14 protein-coding genes are annotated in these 17,388 nt (G+C 67.1%); 6 read left to right on the forward strand and 8 right to left on the reverse strand.

Going from position 1 to position 17,388, the window contains the following annotated elements:
• Nucleotides 1-551: 551 nt before the first annotated feature.
• The 7 genes from RISW2_RS09675 to RISW2_RS09705 all read right to left on the reverse strand — a co-directional run bounded on the left by RISW2_RS09675 (nucleotide 552) and on the right by RISW2_RS09705 (nucleotide 8,928).
• Nucleotides 552-1,601 (reverse strand): ABC transporter ATP-binding protein, encoded by a 1,050-nt coding sequence (locus RISW2_RS09675; RefSeq protein ID WP_043769712.1) that lies wholly within the window; start codon nucleotides 1,599-1,601, stop codon nucleotides 552-554.
• Nucleotides 1,601-2,842 carry an MGH1-like glycoside hydrolase domain-containing protein gene (locus tag RISW2_RS09680; protein WP_043769714.1) on the reverse strand — a complete coding sequence of 414 codons (1,242 nt, stop codon included), beginning with the start codon at nucleotides 2,840-2,842 and terminating at the stop codon, nucleotides 1,601-1,603. Before RISW2_RS09680 ends, RISW2_RS09675 begins: the two co-directional genes overlap by 1 nt.
• An 82-nt stretch (nucleotides 2,843-2,924) precedes the next feature.
• On the reverse strand, nucleotides 2,925-4,127 hold the full coding sequence (locus tag RISW2_RS09685) for a carbohydrate ABC transporter permease (RefSeq protein WP_043769717.1): 1,203 nt from the start codon (nucleotides 4,125-4,127) through the stop codon (nucleotides 2,925-2,927).
• Nucleotides 4,124-5,356 (reverse strand): carbohydrate ABC transporter permease, encoded by a 1,233-nt coding sequence (locus RISW2_RS09690; RefSeq protein WP_043769721.1) that lies wholly within the window; start codon nucleotides 5,354-5,356, stop codon nucleotides 4,124-4,126. Before RISW2_RS09690 ends, RISW2_RS09685 begins: the two co-directional genes overlap by 4 nt.
• Before the next feature lie 57 nt (nucleotides 5,357-5,413).
• Nucleotides 5,414-6,760 carry an ABC transporter substrate-binding protein gene (locus tag RISW2_RS09695; protein WP_043769725.1) on the reverse strand — a complete coding sequence of 449 codons (1,347 nt, stop codon included), beginning with the start codon at nucleotides 6,758-6,760 and terminating at the stop codon, nucleotides 5,414-5,416.
• A 22-nt stretch (nucleotides 6,761-6,782) separates the two neighbouring features.
• Nucleotides 6,783-7,802, reverse strand: a complete 1,020-nt coding sequence (locus RISW2_RS09700; protein ID WP_156943815.1) for a LacI family DNA-binding transcriptional regulator — start codon at nucleotides 7,800-7,802, stop codon at nucleotides 6,783-6,785.
• Between the two features lie 319 nt (nucleotides 7,803-8,121).
• Nucleotides 8,122-8,928: a helix-turn-helix domain-containing protein gene (locus tag RISW2_RS09705; RefSeq protein ID WP_051491906.1), complete on the reverse strand. Its 807-nt coding sequence runs from the start codon at nucleotides 8,926-8,928 to the stop codon at nucleotides 8,122-8,124.
• A 113-nt stretch (nucleotides 8,929-9,041) separates the two neighbouring features.
• Here RISW2_RS09705 and RISW2_RS09710 point away from each other — a divergent pair, with 113 nt between their 5' ends.
• From RISW2_RS09710 to RISW2_RS09735, 6 genes are all read left to right on the forward strand, one after another.
• The gene (locus RISW2_RS09710; RefSeq protein ID WP_051491907.1) at nucleotides 9,042-11,051 is read left to right on the forward strand and encodes a CocE/NonD family hydrolase; all 2,010 of its coding nucleotides are present in this window, start codon (nucleotides 9,042-9,044) and stop codon (nucleotides 11,049-11,051) included.
• A gap of 161 nt (nucleotides 11,052-11,212) precedes the next feature.
• Nucleotides 11,213-12,799, forward strand: coding sequence for an ABC transporter substrate-binding protein (locus RISW2_RS09715; protein WP_043769731.1), 1,587 nt, complete (start codon nucleotides 11,213-11,215; stop codon nucleotides 12,797-12,799).
• Between the two features lie 20 nt (nucleotides 12,800-12,819).
• Entirely contained in the window at nucleotides 12,820-13,758 is a 939-nt protein-coding gene (locus tag RISW2_RS09720; protein WP_043769734.1) for an ABC transporter permease, read from the forward strand.
• Nucleotide 13,759: 1 nt separating this feature from the next.
• Complete coding sequence (locus RISW2_RS09725; RefSeq protein WP_043769737.1) at nucleotides 13,760-14,629, forward strand: ABC transporter permease; 870 nt, start codon at nucleotides 13,760-13,762, stop codon at nucleotides 14,627-14,629.
• Nucleotides 14,629-15,639, forward strand: a complete 1,011-nt coding sequence (locus RISW2_RS09730) for an ABC transporter ATP-binding protein (RefSeq protein ID WP_043769739.1) — start codon at nucleotides 14,629-14,631, stop codon at nucleotides 15,637-15,639. The genes RISW2_RS09725 and RISW2_RS09730 overlap by 1 nt, the downstream gene beginning before the upstream one ends.
• Nucleotides 15,636-16,595: an ABC transporter ATP-binding protein gene (locus RISW2_RS09735; RefSeq protein WP_043769742.1), complete on the forward strand. Its 960-nt coding sequence runs from the start codon at nucleotides 15,636-15,638 to the stop codon at nucleotides 16,593-16,595. Before RISW2_RS09730 ends, RISW2_RS09735 begins: the two co-directional genes overlap by 4 nt.
• Before the next feature lie 132 nt (nucleotides 16,596-16,727).
• On the opposite strand, the gene RISW2_RS09740 is transcribed toward RISW2_RS09735, so the two are convergent.
• A complete protein-coding gene (locus tag RISW2_RS09740) occupies nucleotides 16,728-17,348 on the reverse strand; it encodes a TetR/AcrR family transcriptional regulator (protein WP_043769745.1) in 621 nt (206 codons plus the stop codon).
• Nucleotides 17,349-17,388: the final 40 nt, after the last annotated feature.

Consider the following 17,388-nt stretch of genomic DNA (forward strand, 5'->3'; position numbering starts at 1 on the left):
CAGCTACCACGGCACACTCGTCGATGGTGTCTGTACCGGGCAATACTACACCTCTGCCGTGGGCGCAAATTGGCCGCTTCGCTACAGGTCTGAGGAAGACCGTCGCATCCCGACGTTCAGCGTCCGGACCTTCCTGTCGCCGGTGTGACGGAGAGGACGATGGCGATATCGCCGGACATCATGGAACGGCTTAGCCAGTGTTTCGCAACGACGCCCATCCTTCATCACGGCCCACTCCACGAGCAGGCTATGGCAGGCATTCTGCCGGCCTTGACCGGAATGAGCGCGGCAGTTTTCAAGGTGTGAATGGCAAGGAGCGCATTCCACGGGGCGATCCGACCAGATTCCCCCTCACGACAAGGGGCATCGCCACCAGGGGTGTGCATCGCCTCCAATTGCGCCGCTAGTTCCGCGCCTCAGCGGCCGTGCCTGTCCTGGACATGCAGCTGCTGCCTCTGCGCGTCGGTCAGCCAGAAAAGGTCATCCGCAGCAGGCGCGCTGCGAGGGGAGGCTGGATCACGCAACGCGCGGCTGACCGCTGACCCTTGACCCTAGCGCAGTGTCCGGCCCGCCTCGTCGAAGTAGTGGACCTTCCCCGTCGCGGCGAGGCCCATCCTGTCTCCGGGCCGCACGCTCGTGGTGCCGTCCGTGCGCACCGTGATCTGGCCCGCCTCCTCGGTGCGGACGATGAGAAAGCTATCCGCTCCCAGATACTCGACGACCTCCACCGTACCATCGATCATGCCCTCGCCCGGGGACACCGTCTCGAGGTTCTCGGGGCGGACGCCGATATTCGCCGCGCCGCCGTGCGTCTCGGTCCCGGCGATGCGGCGGCCGCCGCGCGGTGCGACGCCGTTCCCGGACGGCGCGCAGGGAAGGATGTTCATGGCCGGCGAGCCGATGAACTGGGCCACGAACAGGTTCGCCGGTTCCTCGTACAATTCGCGCGGCGTGCCCACCTGGGCGATGGTCCCGTATTCCAGCACGACGATCCGGTCGGCGAGGGTCATGGCCTCGACCTGGTCGTGGGTGACGTAGATCATCGTGCGTCCCAGCGCCTGGTGCAGCTTGGCGATCTCGTAGCGCATCTCGACGCGCAGGGCGGCGTCGAGGTTCGACAGCGGCTCGTCGAACAGGAAGGCCGTGGGGTCGCGCACGATGGAGCGGCCGATCGCCACGCGCTGGCGCTGCCCACCCGAAAGCACCTTGGGCCGCCGGTCGAGATAGTCCTCGAGCTTGAGGATGCGCGCGGCATCGCCAACCTTCTCGGCGATCTCGGCCTTGGGCGCACCGCCGGTCTTGAGCGAGAACCCCATGTTCTCGCGCACCGACATGTGCGGGTAGAGGGCGTAGCTCTGGAACACCATCGACAGCCCGCGCTTCGACGGCGGGTCCGCGGTGACGTCCCGGCCATCGATCACCAGCCTGCCGCGGCTGATTTCCTCGAGCCCGCCGATCATGCGCAGGAGAGTGGACTTGCCGCAGCCCGACGGACCTACGAAGACGATGAACTCGTCATCCGCGATATCGAGGTCGATCCCCTTGATGACCTGCACGTCGCCGAACCACTTTTCCAGTCCTTCCAGCCGGATCGCGCCCATCACGCAGCCTCCCTGTTCGCCCAGGCCAGCCAGATGGCAGCCGTCCACGTGAACCTGTCGCCACCGCAGGCGGTGCCGTCCAGCGGGTCGAAATACTCGAAGAATCCGCCCTGCCGGATCAAGGCGGCGGTCTCGCGACGCAATCGTGCCTCGTCCTCGTGGCGTCCCGCATCCGCGAGGCCCACGGCGATCAGCGCGTTGACCACCGGCCAGGTCGGTCCGCGCCAGTAGCGGCGGGGTTCGAAACCTGCGGCAGCCGGGTCGTTCGACGGGATGCCATAGGTCACGCGGTCCCACATCTCGGCCAGCTTCGCCTCCATCGCGGCGTTCTCGACACCGGCGAGGAGCGCCAGCGCCGCGCCCGAGGAAATGTTCGACGCAAAGCGGCCCGTGCGCGCATCGCGCGCGGCATAGGCCTGAAGGTCCGCGTTCCACAGCCATGGCAGCGCCGCTTCCATCTCGTCCGCCCAGAGGGCGGGCTCGCTGCCGTCCTCGCCCAGCGTTGCGGCCATGGCCGCGAGATCGCGGTTCGCGCGGATCAGGATGAAGCTGATCGCGGGATCGCCCATCAGGAAGGGGCCGTCGTCGCGGATGGTCGCCTGGTCCCAGCCGCAGGCGCGGCCGAACTGCACCATGGCGAGGTAGCGGTCGTAGTCGTCCTTGCCGGGACGCATGGCCGCGTCCACGTGACCGGTGTCGCGGCGCTGGTAGGCTCCCACGTCCGATCCGTCGACATTGGCCATGCCCGGATCCCAGTCGGGGCAATTGTCGCGGCCGGATTCCCAAGGGTGGGTGATGCAGGCGACGCCGTGGACGGTGCGGCACTCCCGCCACCAGCGGTGCCAGGCCAGGAGCTTCGGATACAGCGCGCGCAGGCGGTCGGTCCCGCCCACCCGGTCGTGGATCAGCCGCGCGAGGATCGCCGCCACCGGCGGCTGCGAGATTCCGGAGGTCGCCGGCGACGTTCCGGTGCCCCAGACCTCGGGACCGGGAAAATAGCCGTCATCCTCCTTGTGGAAGACGATGTGCGGAACCATGCCGCTGTCCCACTGGGCCGAGAACAGCGTCTCGAGTTCGGTCCAGGCGCGATCGGCGTCAAAGGTCGAGAACCCCCAGGCCGCGAAGGCGGAATCCCAGTTCCACTGGAAGGGATAGAGCCCTTTGGTGGGAATCGTGTATCCGCCGCGGTCGTTCGACACGAGGATGTCGCGTGCGGTTGCGTCGAGGTCCTTGTCTGACATCCAGCCAGCCTTTCTGTCGGAGTGAAACGGGCGCGGTTGCTCGTCCGTCGGTGTGTTGCGGCTCACGAAATCACCTCGTGCGTCATCCCTTCACCGACCCGGCGGTCAGACCGCGCGTCATGAACCGCTCTAGCCCGAGGAAGATCGCCATGATCGGCAATGTCGCGATGACCGACCCCGCCATCAGGTGCTGACGCGGGATTTCCGAACTGTCGAGCGAGGCGATGCCGCGTGTCAGGGTGAACTTCGAGGGGTCGTCCAGCAGCATGAAGGCCAGCAGGAACTCGTTCCACGCGATCATGAAGACATAGAGCGAGACGGAGGCCAGCGCCGGCAGCGACAATGGCAGCGTGATCTTCCAGATCACCGCGAGGCGCGACAGCCCGTCCATCAGCCCGGCCTCCTCGACCTCGGCCGGGAGCCCGCGGAAGTAGCCTTGCAGCATGTAGAGCGCGACGGGAATGGTGGTCACGGGGTAGATCAGCACGATGCCCAGCACCGAGTTGCGCAAACCCACCATCGAGTATCCAATGTAGATCGGCAGCGCGAGCACGATCATCGGGACCATGTAGATCAGCAGGATCGAGCGGGAGAACACCGCCGCGCCGCGGAACCGCAACCGGGCGACGGCGTAGGCACCCGGGATCGAGAAGGCCAGCGTCAGCACGACGGTCAGGACCGCGACGTAGAAGCTGGTCCACAGGTACGAGCCGAAGTTGAACACGGTCATCAGTTCGACATAGCTGTCGAACAGCCCCCAGCCGCGGGACAGATCGATGCTGAAATCGAGAGGATTCTGAACGAGTTGCTGCTGGTTCTTCAAGCTGGTCATCACCATCACGTAGAACGGGATGGCGACGATCGCGGTGAAGAAGACGTATCCGAAGCCGGTCAGGAAGCGGATCACCGCATCCTCGAATTCGTGGCGCGTCAGGCGGTGCGGCGGCAGGTCCCGAAGATAGGCCCGCAGCCCCGCTGCCGTGGCACCCGCCGCGATCGCTTGGCCGAGAACGCGCGACAGCGCGCCCACGTCGTCCGTCTGAACCGGCCCGAGCCCCAGAAGCCCGGCGACCAGCAGGCCGGTTGCGGCGATCCCGGCACCCGCCCGGCCCCGGAGGCACGCCACCCCGGCCAGCGCGCCGAAGACGGCTGACCAGACGAGCGCGGGCCGGAACGCCGCGCCGGTCAGGAACGACATCGCGATGGCGACGGTCACGGCCATCGTGAAGGTCCACAGGATGCCCAGGACAGCGGCGGTAACGTACCCGGTGCGCAGGCGGTTCATAGCCCTTCCTCCCGGCTGATGAGCTTGAAGAAGAAGACCGAGAACAGCAGCAGGCATCCGAAGATCACCACGGCCACAGCCGCCCCCGCGCCGATATTCGACACGGCGAAGGCCTGTTCGTAGACGTTCACGGTCAGGGTGCGCGTGCCTGCATTGCCGCCGGTCAGAAGGAAGATGTCGTCGAACTTGTTGAAGGTCCAGATGAAGCGCAACAGGAACAGCACCGACAGGATGCCCAGAAGCTGCGGCAGCGACAGGTACCAGAACTTCTGGAACGGTGACGCGCCGTCCATGTCGGCGGCCTCGTACATGTCCTCGGGGATGGACTGCATCCTGGCCAGGATGAACAGGAAGGACAGCGGGAAGTACCGCCAGATCTCGAACAGCGTCACCATGATCAGCGCGAGCGGCCGGTCGCCGAAGAAGTTGATGGCGGTGTCGGTCAGGCCCATCCGGATCAGCAGCGCGTTGGCCGATCCAGAGAACGGGTCGAACAGGATGACCCACGTGAAGGCAACCGCGATCACCGGAGCGACGTAGGGGAACAGGTAGAGACCGCGGAGCACCCCCTGCCCCCGGAACGACCGGTCGAGCAGCATGGCGGCGAAAAGGCCGACGACCAGCGCACCGATGGTGCCGACGGTGGCGTAGAACAGCGTCACGCCCAGCACGCCCCAGAACTCGTCGCCGTCGAAGACGCGGGCGAAATTGTCCAACGTGAATTCCGCGTTGGTCAGGATGTTGGGAGCATTGCCGGTCAGAACCGGCGGGCTGGCTTCGGCCAGTTCGCCCAAGGCGTCCGGATCGCCCTGTGCCGAGACCAGGATCTCGATCTCGTCCCGGCCGCCGGCCTCCAGATCCCCCAGGTTGCAGAAGATCTCCGCACCCGTCACCTCGCAGCGGTCGTCGGCCTGCCGGATGGTCAGTCCCGGCGGAACTGTGTCGCTCATGGTGACGGCCGTGATGGGCACATCCCGCGAGGAATTGCGCAGGCGGTATTGCAGGCGCAGATCCTCGCCTTCGCCGCGCAGGCTTTCACGCACGACCGGCGCGGGCGGCCTCAGGTCGGCCAGGCCCACGGGCTTGAAGGAAATCCAGAAGATCGCGAGCAAGGGCAGCACCACGACCGCCGAGACGATGGCCAGCGTCGGCAGGAGCAGCCCCCAGGCCAGTCGTGCCTCGCGGCGACCCAGCGCCCCGGGTCCCCTCGGTGGAATGGCGTTACTCATGTGGTCCTCCCTGCCCGGTTCATGCGCGCCGGATCGCTCCGGCGCGCATGGTGTCGGTCACTCGATCGAGCCGAGTTCGTCGTTCATCTGCTGCACGGCCGCCGCGGCATCCATGGTGCCGTCGATGTACTGGCGGACGATGCGGTTGATGACCTGGCTGTTGACGATCTTCGACGCGAGCGCCAGCTGGCCGTCCTCGATGCCCCAGCGCTGCGCGGTGTCGAGGCCCGCCACGATCTCCTCGATCATCGCCGGATCGTAGAGCTCGGACAGCGGCGCCTTGCGGTCCACGCCCACGGGCAGCTGCGACCAGGCGTCGATGAATTCCTCGGGGTTTTCCTGCGTGCCCCGGCGCACCGGGAACTTGCCTTCCGGCGCGATGGCCAGCGTCTGGGTGTAGCCCTCGCTCATGGAGAACTCGAGGAACTGCTGCGCCTCGTCGAAGTCGGCATCGACGGTGATCCCGAAATACCGCAGATCGGCCCAGGCCGCGCCGTCCGGGTTGGACGGACCCGAAAAGCTGGTGACGATCCCGGTCTTCGATGCCAGCTCGGCCGAGGTGGGATCGTCGTTGATCGTCGGCGGCGCGTCGTCGCGCAGCCCGGCCAGCTCGTCGAGGATGAATGGCGACCAGATGATCATCGCCGCCTCGCCAGAGAAGTAGAGCGTCCGCGACTGTTCCCAGAACAGCTCGCCCGGAGGCGAGGCGTCGGCGATGGTCTTGTAGAACTCCAGCACCTCGACGGTGCGCTCCTCGTCGAACCCGGTGAAGCCGTCCTCGCCCACGGGGCTCGCGCCGTTGGCCAGGAACACGTGTTCCAGGACCTGGCTCATGAAGTTGTCGTCCACCTTCGTGGCGGCGACGAATCCGAACATCTCCGGCGGGTTGTGGAGCGCCTCAACCGCGGCGGTCACGTTGGCATAGCTGTTCGGCGGCTCGAGCCCGTTCTCCTCGAACAGATCCTTGCGGTAGAGGATCATCTGCGTCCAGCCATCTACCGGTACGGCCGCATAGCCGTCTTCGGTGGACGCGAATTCCAGCGCACCCGGCGCGAAGGTGTCGGGACCGAGCGTCTCGATAACCTCGGTCGCGGCCTCGACGTCGAGGATCCCGGCCTCGACCCAGGGCAAGGCGTATTGCAGGGTGTGATAGATCACGTCGGGCAGGTCCCCGGCCGCGAAGGCCGCGGTGGCACGCGTGCCGAGATCGCTCTCGGTCACCGGGATCACTTCGACCGCGATTCCCGACGCCTCCTCGAAATCTGCCGCAAGCTGCTGCTGCCGCTCGAGGCGCTCGGGCTGCTCCTCGGTCGTCCAGAACCGGATGTCGGCGGTGGCCGGTGCCGCGACAAGCACCGTCAGCGCGGTGCCCATCAGGGCCCGGGCAAGGGTCGTGGTGGTCATGGTCTTCCTCCCAAAAATGGCTTCAATTTCCTGGCGGCGGTCCGTCCGTGCCGCCTTCCCGCAGGACGGCGTCGGCCGTCTCCCGCAGTTCGTGGGGATCGGTCCCGCCGATCCGCGCGATCAGCATCTCGGCCAGCCGCGTGCCCGCGGCGACCTGGTCGACCGCGAACGTCGTCAGGGGCGGCTCCATCGCCTGTCCCTCGCGGCTGCCGTCGTAGCCGATGATCGAGATGTCGTGCCCGACCTTGAGGCCCCTCGCCCGGCAACTCCGCACGGCTCCGACGGCCAGGAGATCGGTGGCGCAGATCACGCCGGTCGGCGGCGCGTCACCGTCCAGCAGCGCCTCGAGCGCCGCCGCCCCGTCCTCGGCCGTGGCGTGACCCGTCGTGATGCAGGGCGAAAGGCCGGCCTCGGTCATGCCCGTACGGTAGCCGTCCAGGCGCTTCGTCGCGTAGGTATAGATCGAATCCGCACCGATGAACGCGATGCGCCGATGGCCGAACGTGGCGAGCCGCGTCACCGCCTGCTGCATGGCGCGCTCGCCGCGGATGTCGAACCAGGCGCACTCCGTGCTGTCCTCGGTGCGTCCGAACAGGACGAAGGGAAAGCCCGCATCGCGCAGCAGCGCGACGCGCGGGTCCTGACGCAGGGTGCGCGGCAGGATGAAGCCGTCGGCCTTCCGCTCGGTGATCAGGCGCAGATAGGTTTCCAGGCCCTCGTCCTCGCTTTCGGCGGTCGCGACGGTGAGCGTCCAGTCCTGCGCCGAGGCCGCCCGGGTGATGCCCCGCAGGAATTCGGCAAGGAACGGACGCTGCGCGTCGTGTTGCTCCATCTGCAGGACAAGTCCGATCGAACGGGACCGGCCCGTGCGGATCGACTGCGCCAGCGCGAGGGGACGGTATCCGATCCGCTCGGACGCCTCCCGCACCCGCGCGACAGTGGCAGGACTGATGTCGGGATAGCCGTTCAGCGCACGCGACACCGTGCCCTTCGACAGGCCGGTCTCGGTCGCCAGATCGCGCAGCGTGATGCGGCGGGTCATCCCGTCTCTCCTTCCAATGGGGTCCATTGAACGCACCGAAACCGGTTTCGTCAACCACTTTGGCTCGAGTCCCGTCGCGAATGGCCGATTGCCGGCATCGGCACCGGCCGGAAGCAATCGGTTCGGATGGATCGGCACCGGCCGCGCTCGCGCCTCCGGCAACCGCACGGATACCGGTGTCTCAATGGTCTGGCCGTTGCCTCGATGTTCCGGTGGGACCTCGACAATCCGGTGAGGCAGCCGCGTTCGGGCTCTGAGCCTCATCGCCCTCGGAATGCGGCGGACGCTGCAGACCGCCGTGGTCCGCAGCGTTCGGAGTTCACAGCTGTTCGACCTCGAAAATCGAATCGTGCAGGGGGCCGTCGTGCCGGACCAGCGCGACGATCCGGGGATCGAGCGTCTGCGGATCGAAGGTACCGCACTGCGCCAGCGCGCGCTTCGGATCCACGTTCTGCCCGAGATAGTCGAGCAGCACGCGCGAGGCGGCCGGTTTGCGGCCGCGCTTCAACGGGCCGCCCGTCTGGATGCCCAGCAGGTAGTCGATCCCGGCCGAATAGGACGGGTAGAGCATCATCTGCGTCACCGATGACGACAGCAGGCACTCGTTTTCCACCACGTTGATCCGTTCGCCGAGGTAGAACGCCAGCCCTTCGTACTTGTAGACGTCCCGCGCCCCGGCCGGCCCGCTGTTGTCGCGCTCGATGTTCTTCCACAGGTAGTATCCGTCGCGCCGGGTCAGCAGCGCGAAGGACCGAATGATCTGACCGGGCGTGCTGTAGGAGAAGAAGTAGCGGAAGTAGGCGCCGCAATAGCGGTCGAGCGGCGCGGAAAACTGGTTCAGGCGTTTCAGCGTGGGACCGATCGGCGATGACTCGGCCTCGGGCACGGGGCGCCGCCGCAGCGAGATCAGCTCGACGAAACGGGGCGTCTCCATCAGCAGTTCCGCTTCCGTGACGCCGAAAAAATCGCAGATCTTGCGCGTGTTGTGCCGCGACGGACGCACCGCGCCAGCCAGGTACTTGTTGAATTGCTGCCGGTTGATCCCGATCCGACGGCAGACATGCGCGATCGAGGGAAACAGGCTGCAGGCATAGGACAGGTTGGCAGGAAGCGGATCGGATATCATGATCTGACGCTATCCGACGCACTTTTCATGTCAACCTGCGTCGCGCCGCGAAGTTGTGACGCAAGCAGGCGCATGACAGGTTGGCGCCGACACCGTCAAGGGAGCGCCTCTGCATGGACCAGCGACCGACCAGCCATCACGACGTCATCGAAGAGCGGCATGTCGAAATCACGCTGCCCGATGGCTGCGTCCTTGCCGCGCGCATATGGCGCCCCGCGGATGCGGCGCCGGTCCCGGGGATCCTCGAATACCTCCCCTACCGCAAGGGTGACGGCACGCTGGCGCGGGACGCGGTACGCGCGCCCCACCTGGCCGCGCACGGCTATGCCTATGTCCGCGTCGACCTGCGCGGCACCGGTGAGTCCGAAGGGCTGATGGTCGACGAATACACCGCGCAGGAGCTTCAGGACGGCTGCGACGTGATCGACTGGATCGCCGCGCAGGACTGGTGCGACGGCAAGGTCGGCATGGTCGGTATCTCGTGGGGTGGCTTCAACGGCCTTCAGATCGCCGCGCTTCAGCCGCCGGCACTCAAGGCGGTGGTGTCCATCGCCTCGACCGACGACCGGTACGCGGACGACGTCCATTACATGGGCGGGACGATGGTGGTCGATCAGATCTCGTGGGCGTCGAACATGTTCGCGATCAACACCTTGCCGCCGGACCCCGACCTTGTCGGCGGCAAGTGGCGCGAGATGTGGATGCAGCGCCTCCGGGGCTCGGGCCTGTGGCTGAAGAACTGGCTCGAGCACCAGCGCCGCGATGCCTTCTGGAAGCACGGTTCGGTCTGCGAGGACATCTCCCGCATCGAGGTGCCGGTCTACGCGGTCTCGGGCTGGGCAGACGGCTACTGCCGCACCGTCTTTCGCCTGATGGAAACGCTGCAGGGGCCGAAGAAGGGCCTCGTGGGTCCATGGTCGCACAAGTACCCGCATATCGGCGTGCCCGGTCCCGCGATCGACTGGGCGGCCGAGGAGCTGCGCTGGTGGGACCATTGGCTGAAGGGGATCGATACCGGCATCATGGATGAGCCCCAGTTGCGGCTGTACCTGCAGGATCACGCGGAGCCGGCCAGCCACTACGCCCACCGCGACGGGCGCTGGATCGAGGAGCCGTCCTGGCCATCGCCAAACGTCGAGCGGACGGCGTATGCCCTCGGTGCCGACGGGTCGCTCGGGCTCGATGCCGGGCCCGCAGGCACGCGACGGATCCTGTCGCCGCTGGGGACAGGGATCGCGGGCGGCAAATGGTGCTCCTATGCGATGCCCGGCGATCAGCCGGTCGACCAGCGACGCGACGATGCCGGCAGCCTCGTGTTCGAGACCGCGCCCCTCGATGCACCGCTGGACATCGCGGGCGATGCGGCTCTCGAGCTCACGTTCAGCGTGGACCGACCGGTGGCGCAGGTGGCTGCGCGTCTGGTCGACGTGGCGCCGCACGGCGCGGCCACGCGCGTCAGCTACGGCCTGCTGAACCTGACACATCGTGACAGCCACGAGACGCCCGAGGCGCTGGTTCCGGGCGAGACCTATACCGCGACCGTACCGTTCAAGCACGTGGCGCAGACCTTCCGCGCCGGCCATCGCCTACGGCTGTCCCTCTCGACCAGCTATTTCCCCGTCGCCTGGCCCGCACCGGAACCCGTCGAACTGACGGTGGACACCGCGAATACCCGTCTGATCCTGCCGGTGCGCAAGGCGACCGACGATCCGACGCCGCGCGACCTCGGCACGCCCAGGGGCGCCCCGCCGATGCAGGCGGAGACCCTGTCGCCGGCCCGCGCGGACTGGGTGGTGACCGAGAGCCTTGCCACGGGCGAGACCCGCATCACGGTCACCGACGATTCGGGCCGCATCCGCATCGCAGACAACGGCATCACCACCGGCGCGGCCGGCGTCGAGACCTATTCCTTCACCGGCGACGACTGGCGATCGTTCAAGGGACACGTCGTCTGGGATCTCGAGATGTCGCGCGGCGACTGGCGGATGACCAGCCGCACCGAAACCGAGATGACCGCGACCGCCACGCATTTCATCGTCAGGGCGCGGCTGGTGGCCAAGGAGGGCGACCGGATCGCCCACGAGGACAGCTGGGATTGCGAAATCCCGCGTGACCTCGGGTAATCATTCGCAGAGTGACGCATGAACTGCGTCTTTCGGCGGTCTTTGCGAAGTTGCGCGGAGCGATTCCGGGACGGATCATAGGGCCACGCGCTGTTCGCCTTGGCGCGGCGCCCAGAACAACAAGAGCGGCCGCGTGACGGCCCTGCAGGGAGAAGACAACCATGACCGACACCGCCTTCCGAAATGACCTCGGCCGCCGGGCGTTCCTGAAAACCGCAGCGGCGACCGGTCTTGCTGCCGCCACGATGCCGCTCGGCTCGCGCATATGGGCGCAGTCGGGCAAGGTGCTGCGCGTCAGCTCCTACGCCGATCTCGATGCGCTCGACCCCGGGTTCTACCAGAACGGCTACAACGTCGACGTGATGAACTGCATCTACTCGAAGTTGATACGCTACACGCCGGGCCGCGAATGGGACTGGGAACTGGAAGCCGCCGAAGAGATCGAGCAGGTCGACGATACCCACATCCGCTTCAAGCTGAAGGAAGGGTTGATGTTCACCGGCGGCTACGGCGAGATGACCGCCGAGGACGTCAAGTTTTCGTTCGAGCGCGTGCTGGAGCACGACAGCCCGGTGAAAAGCGACTGGGGTCCGCTGAACAAGGTCGACGTCACCGGCAAGTACGAGGGCGTGATCGTCCTGAACGAGCCGTTCCAGCCCCTCTGGACCATCACCCTGCCCTATGGCACCGGGCACATCGTGTCGAAAAAGGCCGTGATGGAAGCCACCGGCGACGGCGGCAACTTCGGCATGACGCCCCCCGCCTTTTCCGGCCCCTACATCCTCCAGGAATGGCGGCCCAACCAGTATGTCCACCTCGTCCGGAACCCGGACTGGACCGGCGAGGCGCCCGGATTCGACGAAATCCGCATCCTGCCGATGGACGACACCAAGACCGCCGAGCGCGCCTACGAGGCGGGCGATCTGGACTACACGGAGATCACGCTGTCCTCGCTGGCGGACTACCGCGGCAACGAACCCGAGAACACGGTGATCGAGGAGTATCCCTCGCTCTACTACGTGTGGCTGGGCATGAACCTCGACAATCCCGCGCTGCAGGACGAGAACCTGCGCAAGGCGATCCAGTACGCGATCAATTCCGAACAGATCATCGACGCGGCGTATTTCGGAGAAGCGGCCCCGGCGACGGGCATGATCGCGCCGGGCCTGCCGGGCCACCGCGAAACCCCGTCGGTGCCCGTGACAGGCGATCTGGACAAGGCGCGCGAATATCTCGAAGCCGCCGGCGGCCCGCCGTCCGAGCCGCTGACGATCGACGCGCTGAACGCCACCGTCTGGAAGACGATGGCCGAGGTGATCCAGGCGCAACTCGCGCAGATCGGCATCCAGACGCAGATCAACGTGCAGGATTCCGGATCGTTCTGGACGCTCGGCATGGAAAGCGAAGGCGAGCGCTGGAAGGACATGCAGCTCGTTCTCAACCGGTTCTCGATGCTGCCCGACCCGTATTACGCGTCGAGCTGGTTCGTGTCCGACCAGGTCGGCATCTGGAACTGGGAGCGGTTCTCGAACGCGGAATTCGACGAGCTGCACAAGCTCGCGCTGAGCGAGACGGACGCCGACACGCGCGCCGAGATGTATCGCAAGATGCAGGACCTCATGGAGGCGACCGGCGCCTACAAGTTCATCACCCACGAAGGCAGCCCGGTGATGTACCGGCAAGGGCTGGAACCGGCGCTGCGCCCGGACGGACGCCCGCTGTTCATCGACTTCGACGGCACGGTCTGAGCGCAAGGGAGACCGCGACCGTGCTTTTCTACACCGCACAACGGCTGGTCCTGTCGGTGGTGATCGTCATGGTCGCGGTCTCCATCCTGACATTGATGCTGCACGTGGTTCCCGGGGATCCGGCGGTGATGATCCTCGGGCCCCGAGCGACGCCCGAACTGATCGAGCGCACGCGCGAGGCGATGGGCCTCGACCGGCCGCTGCCGGTGCAGATCCTGATGTTCTTCGCCAACATCCTGCGCGGTGATCTGGGCGAGGACGTCTTTACCGGCCGGGCCGTGTCGCAGATCGTGTTCGAGCAGCTGCCCTACACGATGATCCTGATCTCAGTGGCGATCCTCTGGTCGGCGGCGTGCGGCATCGCGCTCGGCGCCTATTCGGCGCTGCGGCGCAACACCTGGCTCGACACCCTGTCGGGCGTCGTCTCGGTCGGGACGATCTCGATCCCGGCCTTCGTGATGGCGCTCTATTCCGTGCTGATCTTTGCCGTCTGGCTGGGTTGGCTGCCCGCGATCGGCGCCGGCGACGGCTTTCTGGACGGTATCGTGCACCTGATCCTGCCGGCTTTCGCCATCGGCGTCGCGTGGGTGGGCTACATCGCGCGCATCGTGCGGGCCTCGATGCTCGAGGTCATGACCCAGCCGCATGTCCGCATGGCGCGCGCCTTCGGCCTGCCGGACCGGCGCATCACCCGGTCGCACATCCTGAAGATCGCGGTCCTGCCCGCCGTGACGCTGATTGGCACCGGCGTGGCGCACCTGTTCTCGGCGGCGGTCTTCGTCGAGGTGATCTTTGCCCGCCCCGGCATCGGTGCGCTGCTGGTGGGGGCGGTGAACGAACGCAACTACCCCATCGTTCTGGGCGCCGTGCTGATCACCACCTGCATCATCGTGCTGGCGACGCTGATCTCGGACCTGGTGGTCGCGCTGCTCGATCCGCGTCAACGCGAGGATATCTGACATGAGCGACGCGGCACTCCCCGAGCCCACGCTGCTCGCGCGCAGCCTGCGCGTGCTGTCGGGCAACCGCACCGGCGCGATCGGCGTCGTGCTGGTCGCGCTGATCGTCGGATCGGCCCTGCTCGCCCCGTGGATCGTGCCCTACGACCCGGCGGCGATCATGGTTGGCCCGCGCATGGCGCCACCGTCGGCGGACCACTGGCTGGGCACGGACAATATCGGCCGCGACATCTTCAGCCGGGTCATCGCGGGCGGGCGGATCGCCATGCTCGTGGCCGCCGCATCGCTTTCGGCGGCCCTGACGGCGGGGTTGGCGCTGGGACTGATCGCGGGACTGGGGCCGCGGTGGCTGGACAACCTGCTGCTGCTCGTCCTCGACGCGGTGCGGTCGTTTCCCGTCATCGTGTTCGGCCTCGCGGTCGACACGATCATCGGGCCCAGCCTGTTCACCGTCGTGCTGGTGGTCACCATCACCTCGGTCCCCATCTACGCCAGGATCGTGCGGACACAGACCCTGGCGCTGAAGAACGCGGAGTTCATCCTCGCCGAACGCGCCATGGGGGTCGGCATGCCGCGGCTGCTGTTCGTCCATGTGCTGCCCAACGTGCTGGGCCCGCTGCTGATCCTCGCCTCGATGGACGTGCCGTTGGTGATCGCGACCGAAGCCGGCTTGAGTTTCCTCGGCATGGGGGTGCGGCCGCCCACGCCCTCCTGGGGCGTGATCCTGAACGACGGCTACAATTTCATCCGCAACTCGCCCTGGCCGGTGATCGGCGGCTCGGTGCCGATCATCCTCGTCACGCTCGGGTTCACCTTCATGGGCGAGGCCCTGCGCGACATCTTCGATCCCAAGCTCAGGAAGGGCGGCTGATGTCCACGCAATCAACAGCCGCCCCGGCCGACGACACGCTGCTGGCCGTCGAAGGGCTGTCGGTGGATTTCGAGACGCCGCGCGGCACGATCCATGCGCTGCGCGACATCGACCTGACCGTGCCGAAGGGCAAGGTGCTGGGGATCGTCGGGGAATCCGGCTGCGGGAAATCGACGCTCGCCTATTCGCTGATCGGGCTCCTGGCAGAAAACGCGCGCGTCGCAAGCGGTGCGATCCGGATGGGGGACCACGACCTCGCGCGGCTCGCGCCCTCGGCTTGGCGGGATCTCCGCGGAACGCGGATCGCGATGATCTTCCAGGACCCGATGACGGCCCTGAACCCCGTGACCACGATCGGCCAGCAGATGCTGGACATCCAGTACCGCGACCGTATCGGGCGCAACGCCAAGCGCGCGCGGGCGATCGAGTTCCTGGAACAGGTCCAGATCCCCGATGCCGCGTCAAAGCTCGCCGCGTATCCCCACCAGCTGTCGGGCGGGATGCGCCAGCGGGTGTGCATCGCCATGGCGCTGCTGACGCAGCCCGATCTGCTGATCGCGGATGAACCGACGACCGCGCTCGACGCGACGCTCGAGATGCAGATCGTCGCGCTGCTGCGCGACCTGCAACGGAAATTCGGCTGTTCGGTCGTCTTCGTCTCGCACCACCTCGGCACGGTGGCGGAACTCTGTGACGACGTGGCGGTGATGTATGCGGGGGAAGTGGTCGAGCGCGGAACGGCGCGGGCCCTGTTCCACGATCCGCAGCACCCCTACACGCAGGCGCTGCTGGATTGCGACCCGGCCCGGATCAAGGTCGCAACCCGCACCCTGCCGACGATCCCCGGCACGCTGCCCGACCTGCGTCAGCCGCCCGCCGGCTGCGCCTTCCGCGCGCGCTGCCCGCGCTCCTGGGGGCGCTGCGAGCGGGATCATCCGCCGCTCTATCCCGGAGCGGCCGGGCAGCGGGTGCGCTGCCACCTGTCCGACCCGGCGGAGGACGCGGCATGAGCCTGCTCGAGGTCACCGACCTGCGCATCCGCTATGCCCGGCAGGGCCGAGTGCGTGCCGCGCTTCGCCGCGAGCCGCACGATTTCGAGGCGGTCAGCGGCGTGTCGTTCCGCATCGACGCCGGGCAGACGCTGGGACTTGTCGGCGAAAGCGGATCGGGCAAGTCGACCATCGCCCGCACGCTGATCGGGTTGAAGAAACCGGCCTCCGGCAGCATCCGGTTCGACGGCCAGGAGATCTCGGCCGCGTCGCGCCGCGACTGGGCCCGGCTGAGGCGCCAGATGTCGATGATGTGGCAGGACCCGGTCGGATCGCTTTCGCCCCGGCTGACGGTCGGGTCGCTGGTGACCGAACCCTTGCGCATCCACGGCATGACCGGCGACAGGGCCGAGGCCGAGCGGCTTCTGGGCCTCGTGGGTCTGCCCGCGGAATACATCTCGCGCTATCCGCACCAGCTTTCGGGCGGACAGGCGCGGCGGGTCGGCGTGGCGCGCGCCCTCGCGCTCGACCCGAAACTCCTGATCGCCGACGAGCCGACGGCGGGGCTCGACATGTCGGTGCAGGGCGAGGTCCTGAACCTGCTCAACGAGGTGCAGAAGCGCACGGGTGTGGCGGTGCTGGTCATCACGCACAACCTCAACCTCGTGCGCCACGTGACCGACCGCATGGCGATCATGTACCTGGGCCGGTTCGTCGAAGAAGGGCCGACCGATCGGATCTTCGACCACTCGCATCATCCCTATACCGCGGCGCTGCTGTCGGCGAACCCGGAACCCGACCCCGATGCCCGGGGCGCGCGGGTGACGCTGTCGGGCGAAGTGCCGAGCCCGGTCAACCGGCCCTCCGGCTGCGATTTCCACCCCCGCTGCCCATGGTCCCGCCCCGAATGCGGCAAAACGGTCCCGGACTGGGTTCCCGAAGGGGATCGCGGCCACCGCTGCATGTTCCCGCTCTAGGGTTCGCGCCCGCCGCGGCGCTGTGGCGGGCCGGGCGCTGCGATTTTCCCGACCGTGCAGAGCCTGCGCCGGGCCGCGTCCCGCGACCGACCTGCAGCTCGCCACCGCAGGTGCCGGTCGCCCGTGGGAAGGTCAGACGCGGAGGAACCTGTCGATGGCCCTCTCGATCCCGGGATACGGGTCGTCGGGAACGGGCATCTGATAGATGTGCTTTCGGATGCCGATGTAGACGATGCCGCCGTGCAGGTTCCACAGATCCTCGGGTGACGGGGCGAAGCCAAGCTCCGCCTCGATCTCGTCCAGCATCGGCAGGAGCAGCGTCCGCCCGAGATGGTCGAGGTAGCGCCGGTTCAGGTCCGCCCCGGCAAGCCCCGAGAACATGAAGATCCGCATCCAGTCGTGGTCGAAGATGCGCTCGCCGTACTCCCGGTAGAAAGTCGTCATGCGCTCCTTCACGGGACGCGAGCGGTCCCGCAGCAGCGCGGCCCAGCCGGGCGAGATCCGGTCGAGGTAGACCCGGCCGTAGACCGCCTCGATCAGGTCCTGCTTGCTGTCGAAATAGCGGAAGATCAGCGACTGGGTGACGCCGAGCCGCTTCGCGAGGTCGCGCGTGTTCCCGTCGAGCCCGACATCCGCGAAGAACCGCACCGCCGCATCGATGATCTGTTCGCGCCGTTCCTCTGGCGGAAGGCGTCTCCGGGGCCCGTCGGCCTCGGCTGCGGCGTCGGGACTGTCCTCGGGAAGGGATGGCATGGCGGTCCTCCGGTCGGGCGAGCGCTTTTTAGTTGATCCG

It is taken from the genome of Roseivivax isoporae LMG 25204 (assembly GCF_000521865.1).
In the GTDB taxonomy this organism is placed as follows: Bacteria; Pseudomonadota; Alphaproteobacteria; order Rhodobacterales; family Rhodobacteraceae; genus Roseivivax; species Roseivivax isoporae.

Coding starts and splice junctions, on each gene's coding strand:
- RISW2_RS09675 (WP_043769712.1), bottom strand. CDS start 1,601: ATGGGCGCGATCCGGCTGGAAGGACTGGAAAAGTGGTTCGGCGACGTG.
- RISW2_RS09680 (WP_043769714.1), bottom strand. CDS start 2,842: ATGTCAGACAAGGACCTCGACGCAACCGCACGCGACATCCTCGTGTCG.
- RISW2_RS09685 (WP_043769717.1), bottom strand. CDS start 4,127: ATGAACCGCCTGCGCACCGGGTACGTTACCGCCGCTGTCCTGGGCATC.
- RISW2_RS09690 (WP_043769721.1), bottom strand. CDS start 5,356: ATGAGTAACGCCATTCCACCGAGGGGACCCGGGGCGCTGGGTCGCCGC.
- RISW2_RS09695 (WP_043769725.1), bottom strand. CDS start 6,760: ATGACCACCACGACCCTTGCCCGGGCCCTGATGGGCACCGCGCTGACG.
- RISW2_RS09700 (WP_156943815.1), bottom strand. CDS start 7,802: ATGACCCGCCGCATCACGCTGCGCGATCTGGCGACCGAGACCGGCCTG.
- RISW2_RS09705 (WP_051491906.1), bottom strand. CDS start 8,928: ATGATATCCGATCCGCTTCCTGCCAACCTGTCCTATGCCTGCAGCCTG.
- RISW2_RS09710 (WP_051491907.1), top strand. CDS start 9,042: ATGGACCAGCGACCGACCAGCCATCACGACGTCATCGAAGAGCGGCAT.
- RISW2_RS09715 (WP_043769731.1), top strand. CDS start 11,213: ATGACCGACACCGCCTTCCGAAATGACCTCGGCCGCCGGGCGTTCCTG.
- RISW2_RS09725 (WP_043769737.1), top strand. CDS start 13,760: ATGAGCGACGCGGCACTCCCCGAGCCCACGCTGCTCGCGCGCAGCCTG.
- RISW2_RS09730 (WP_043769739.1), top strand. CDS start 14,629: ATGTCCACGCAATCAACAGCCGCCCCGGCCGACGACACGCTGCTGGCC.
- RISW2_RS09735 (WP_043769742.1), top strand. CDS start 15,636: ATGAGCCTGCTCGAGGTCACCGACCTGCGCATCCGCTATGCCCGGCAG.
- RISW2_RS09740 (WP_043769745.1), bottom strand. CDS start 17,348: ATGCCATCCCTTCCCGAGGACAGTCCCGACGCCGCAGCCGAGGCCGAC.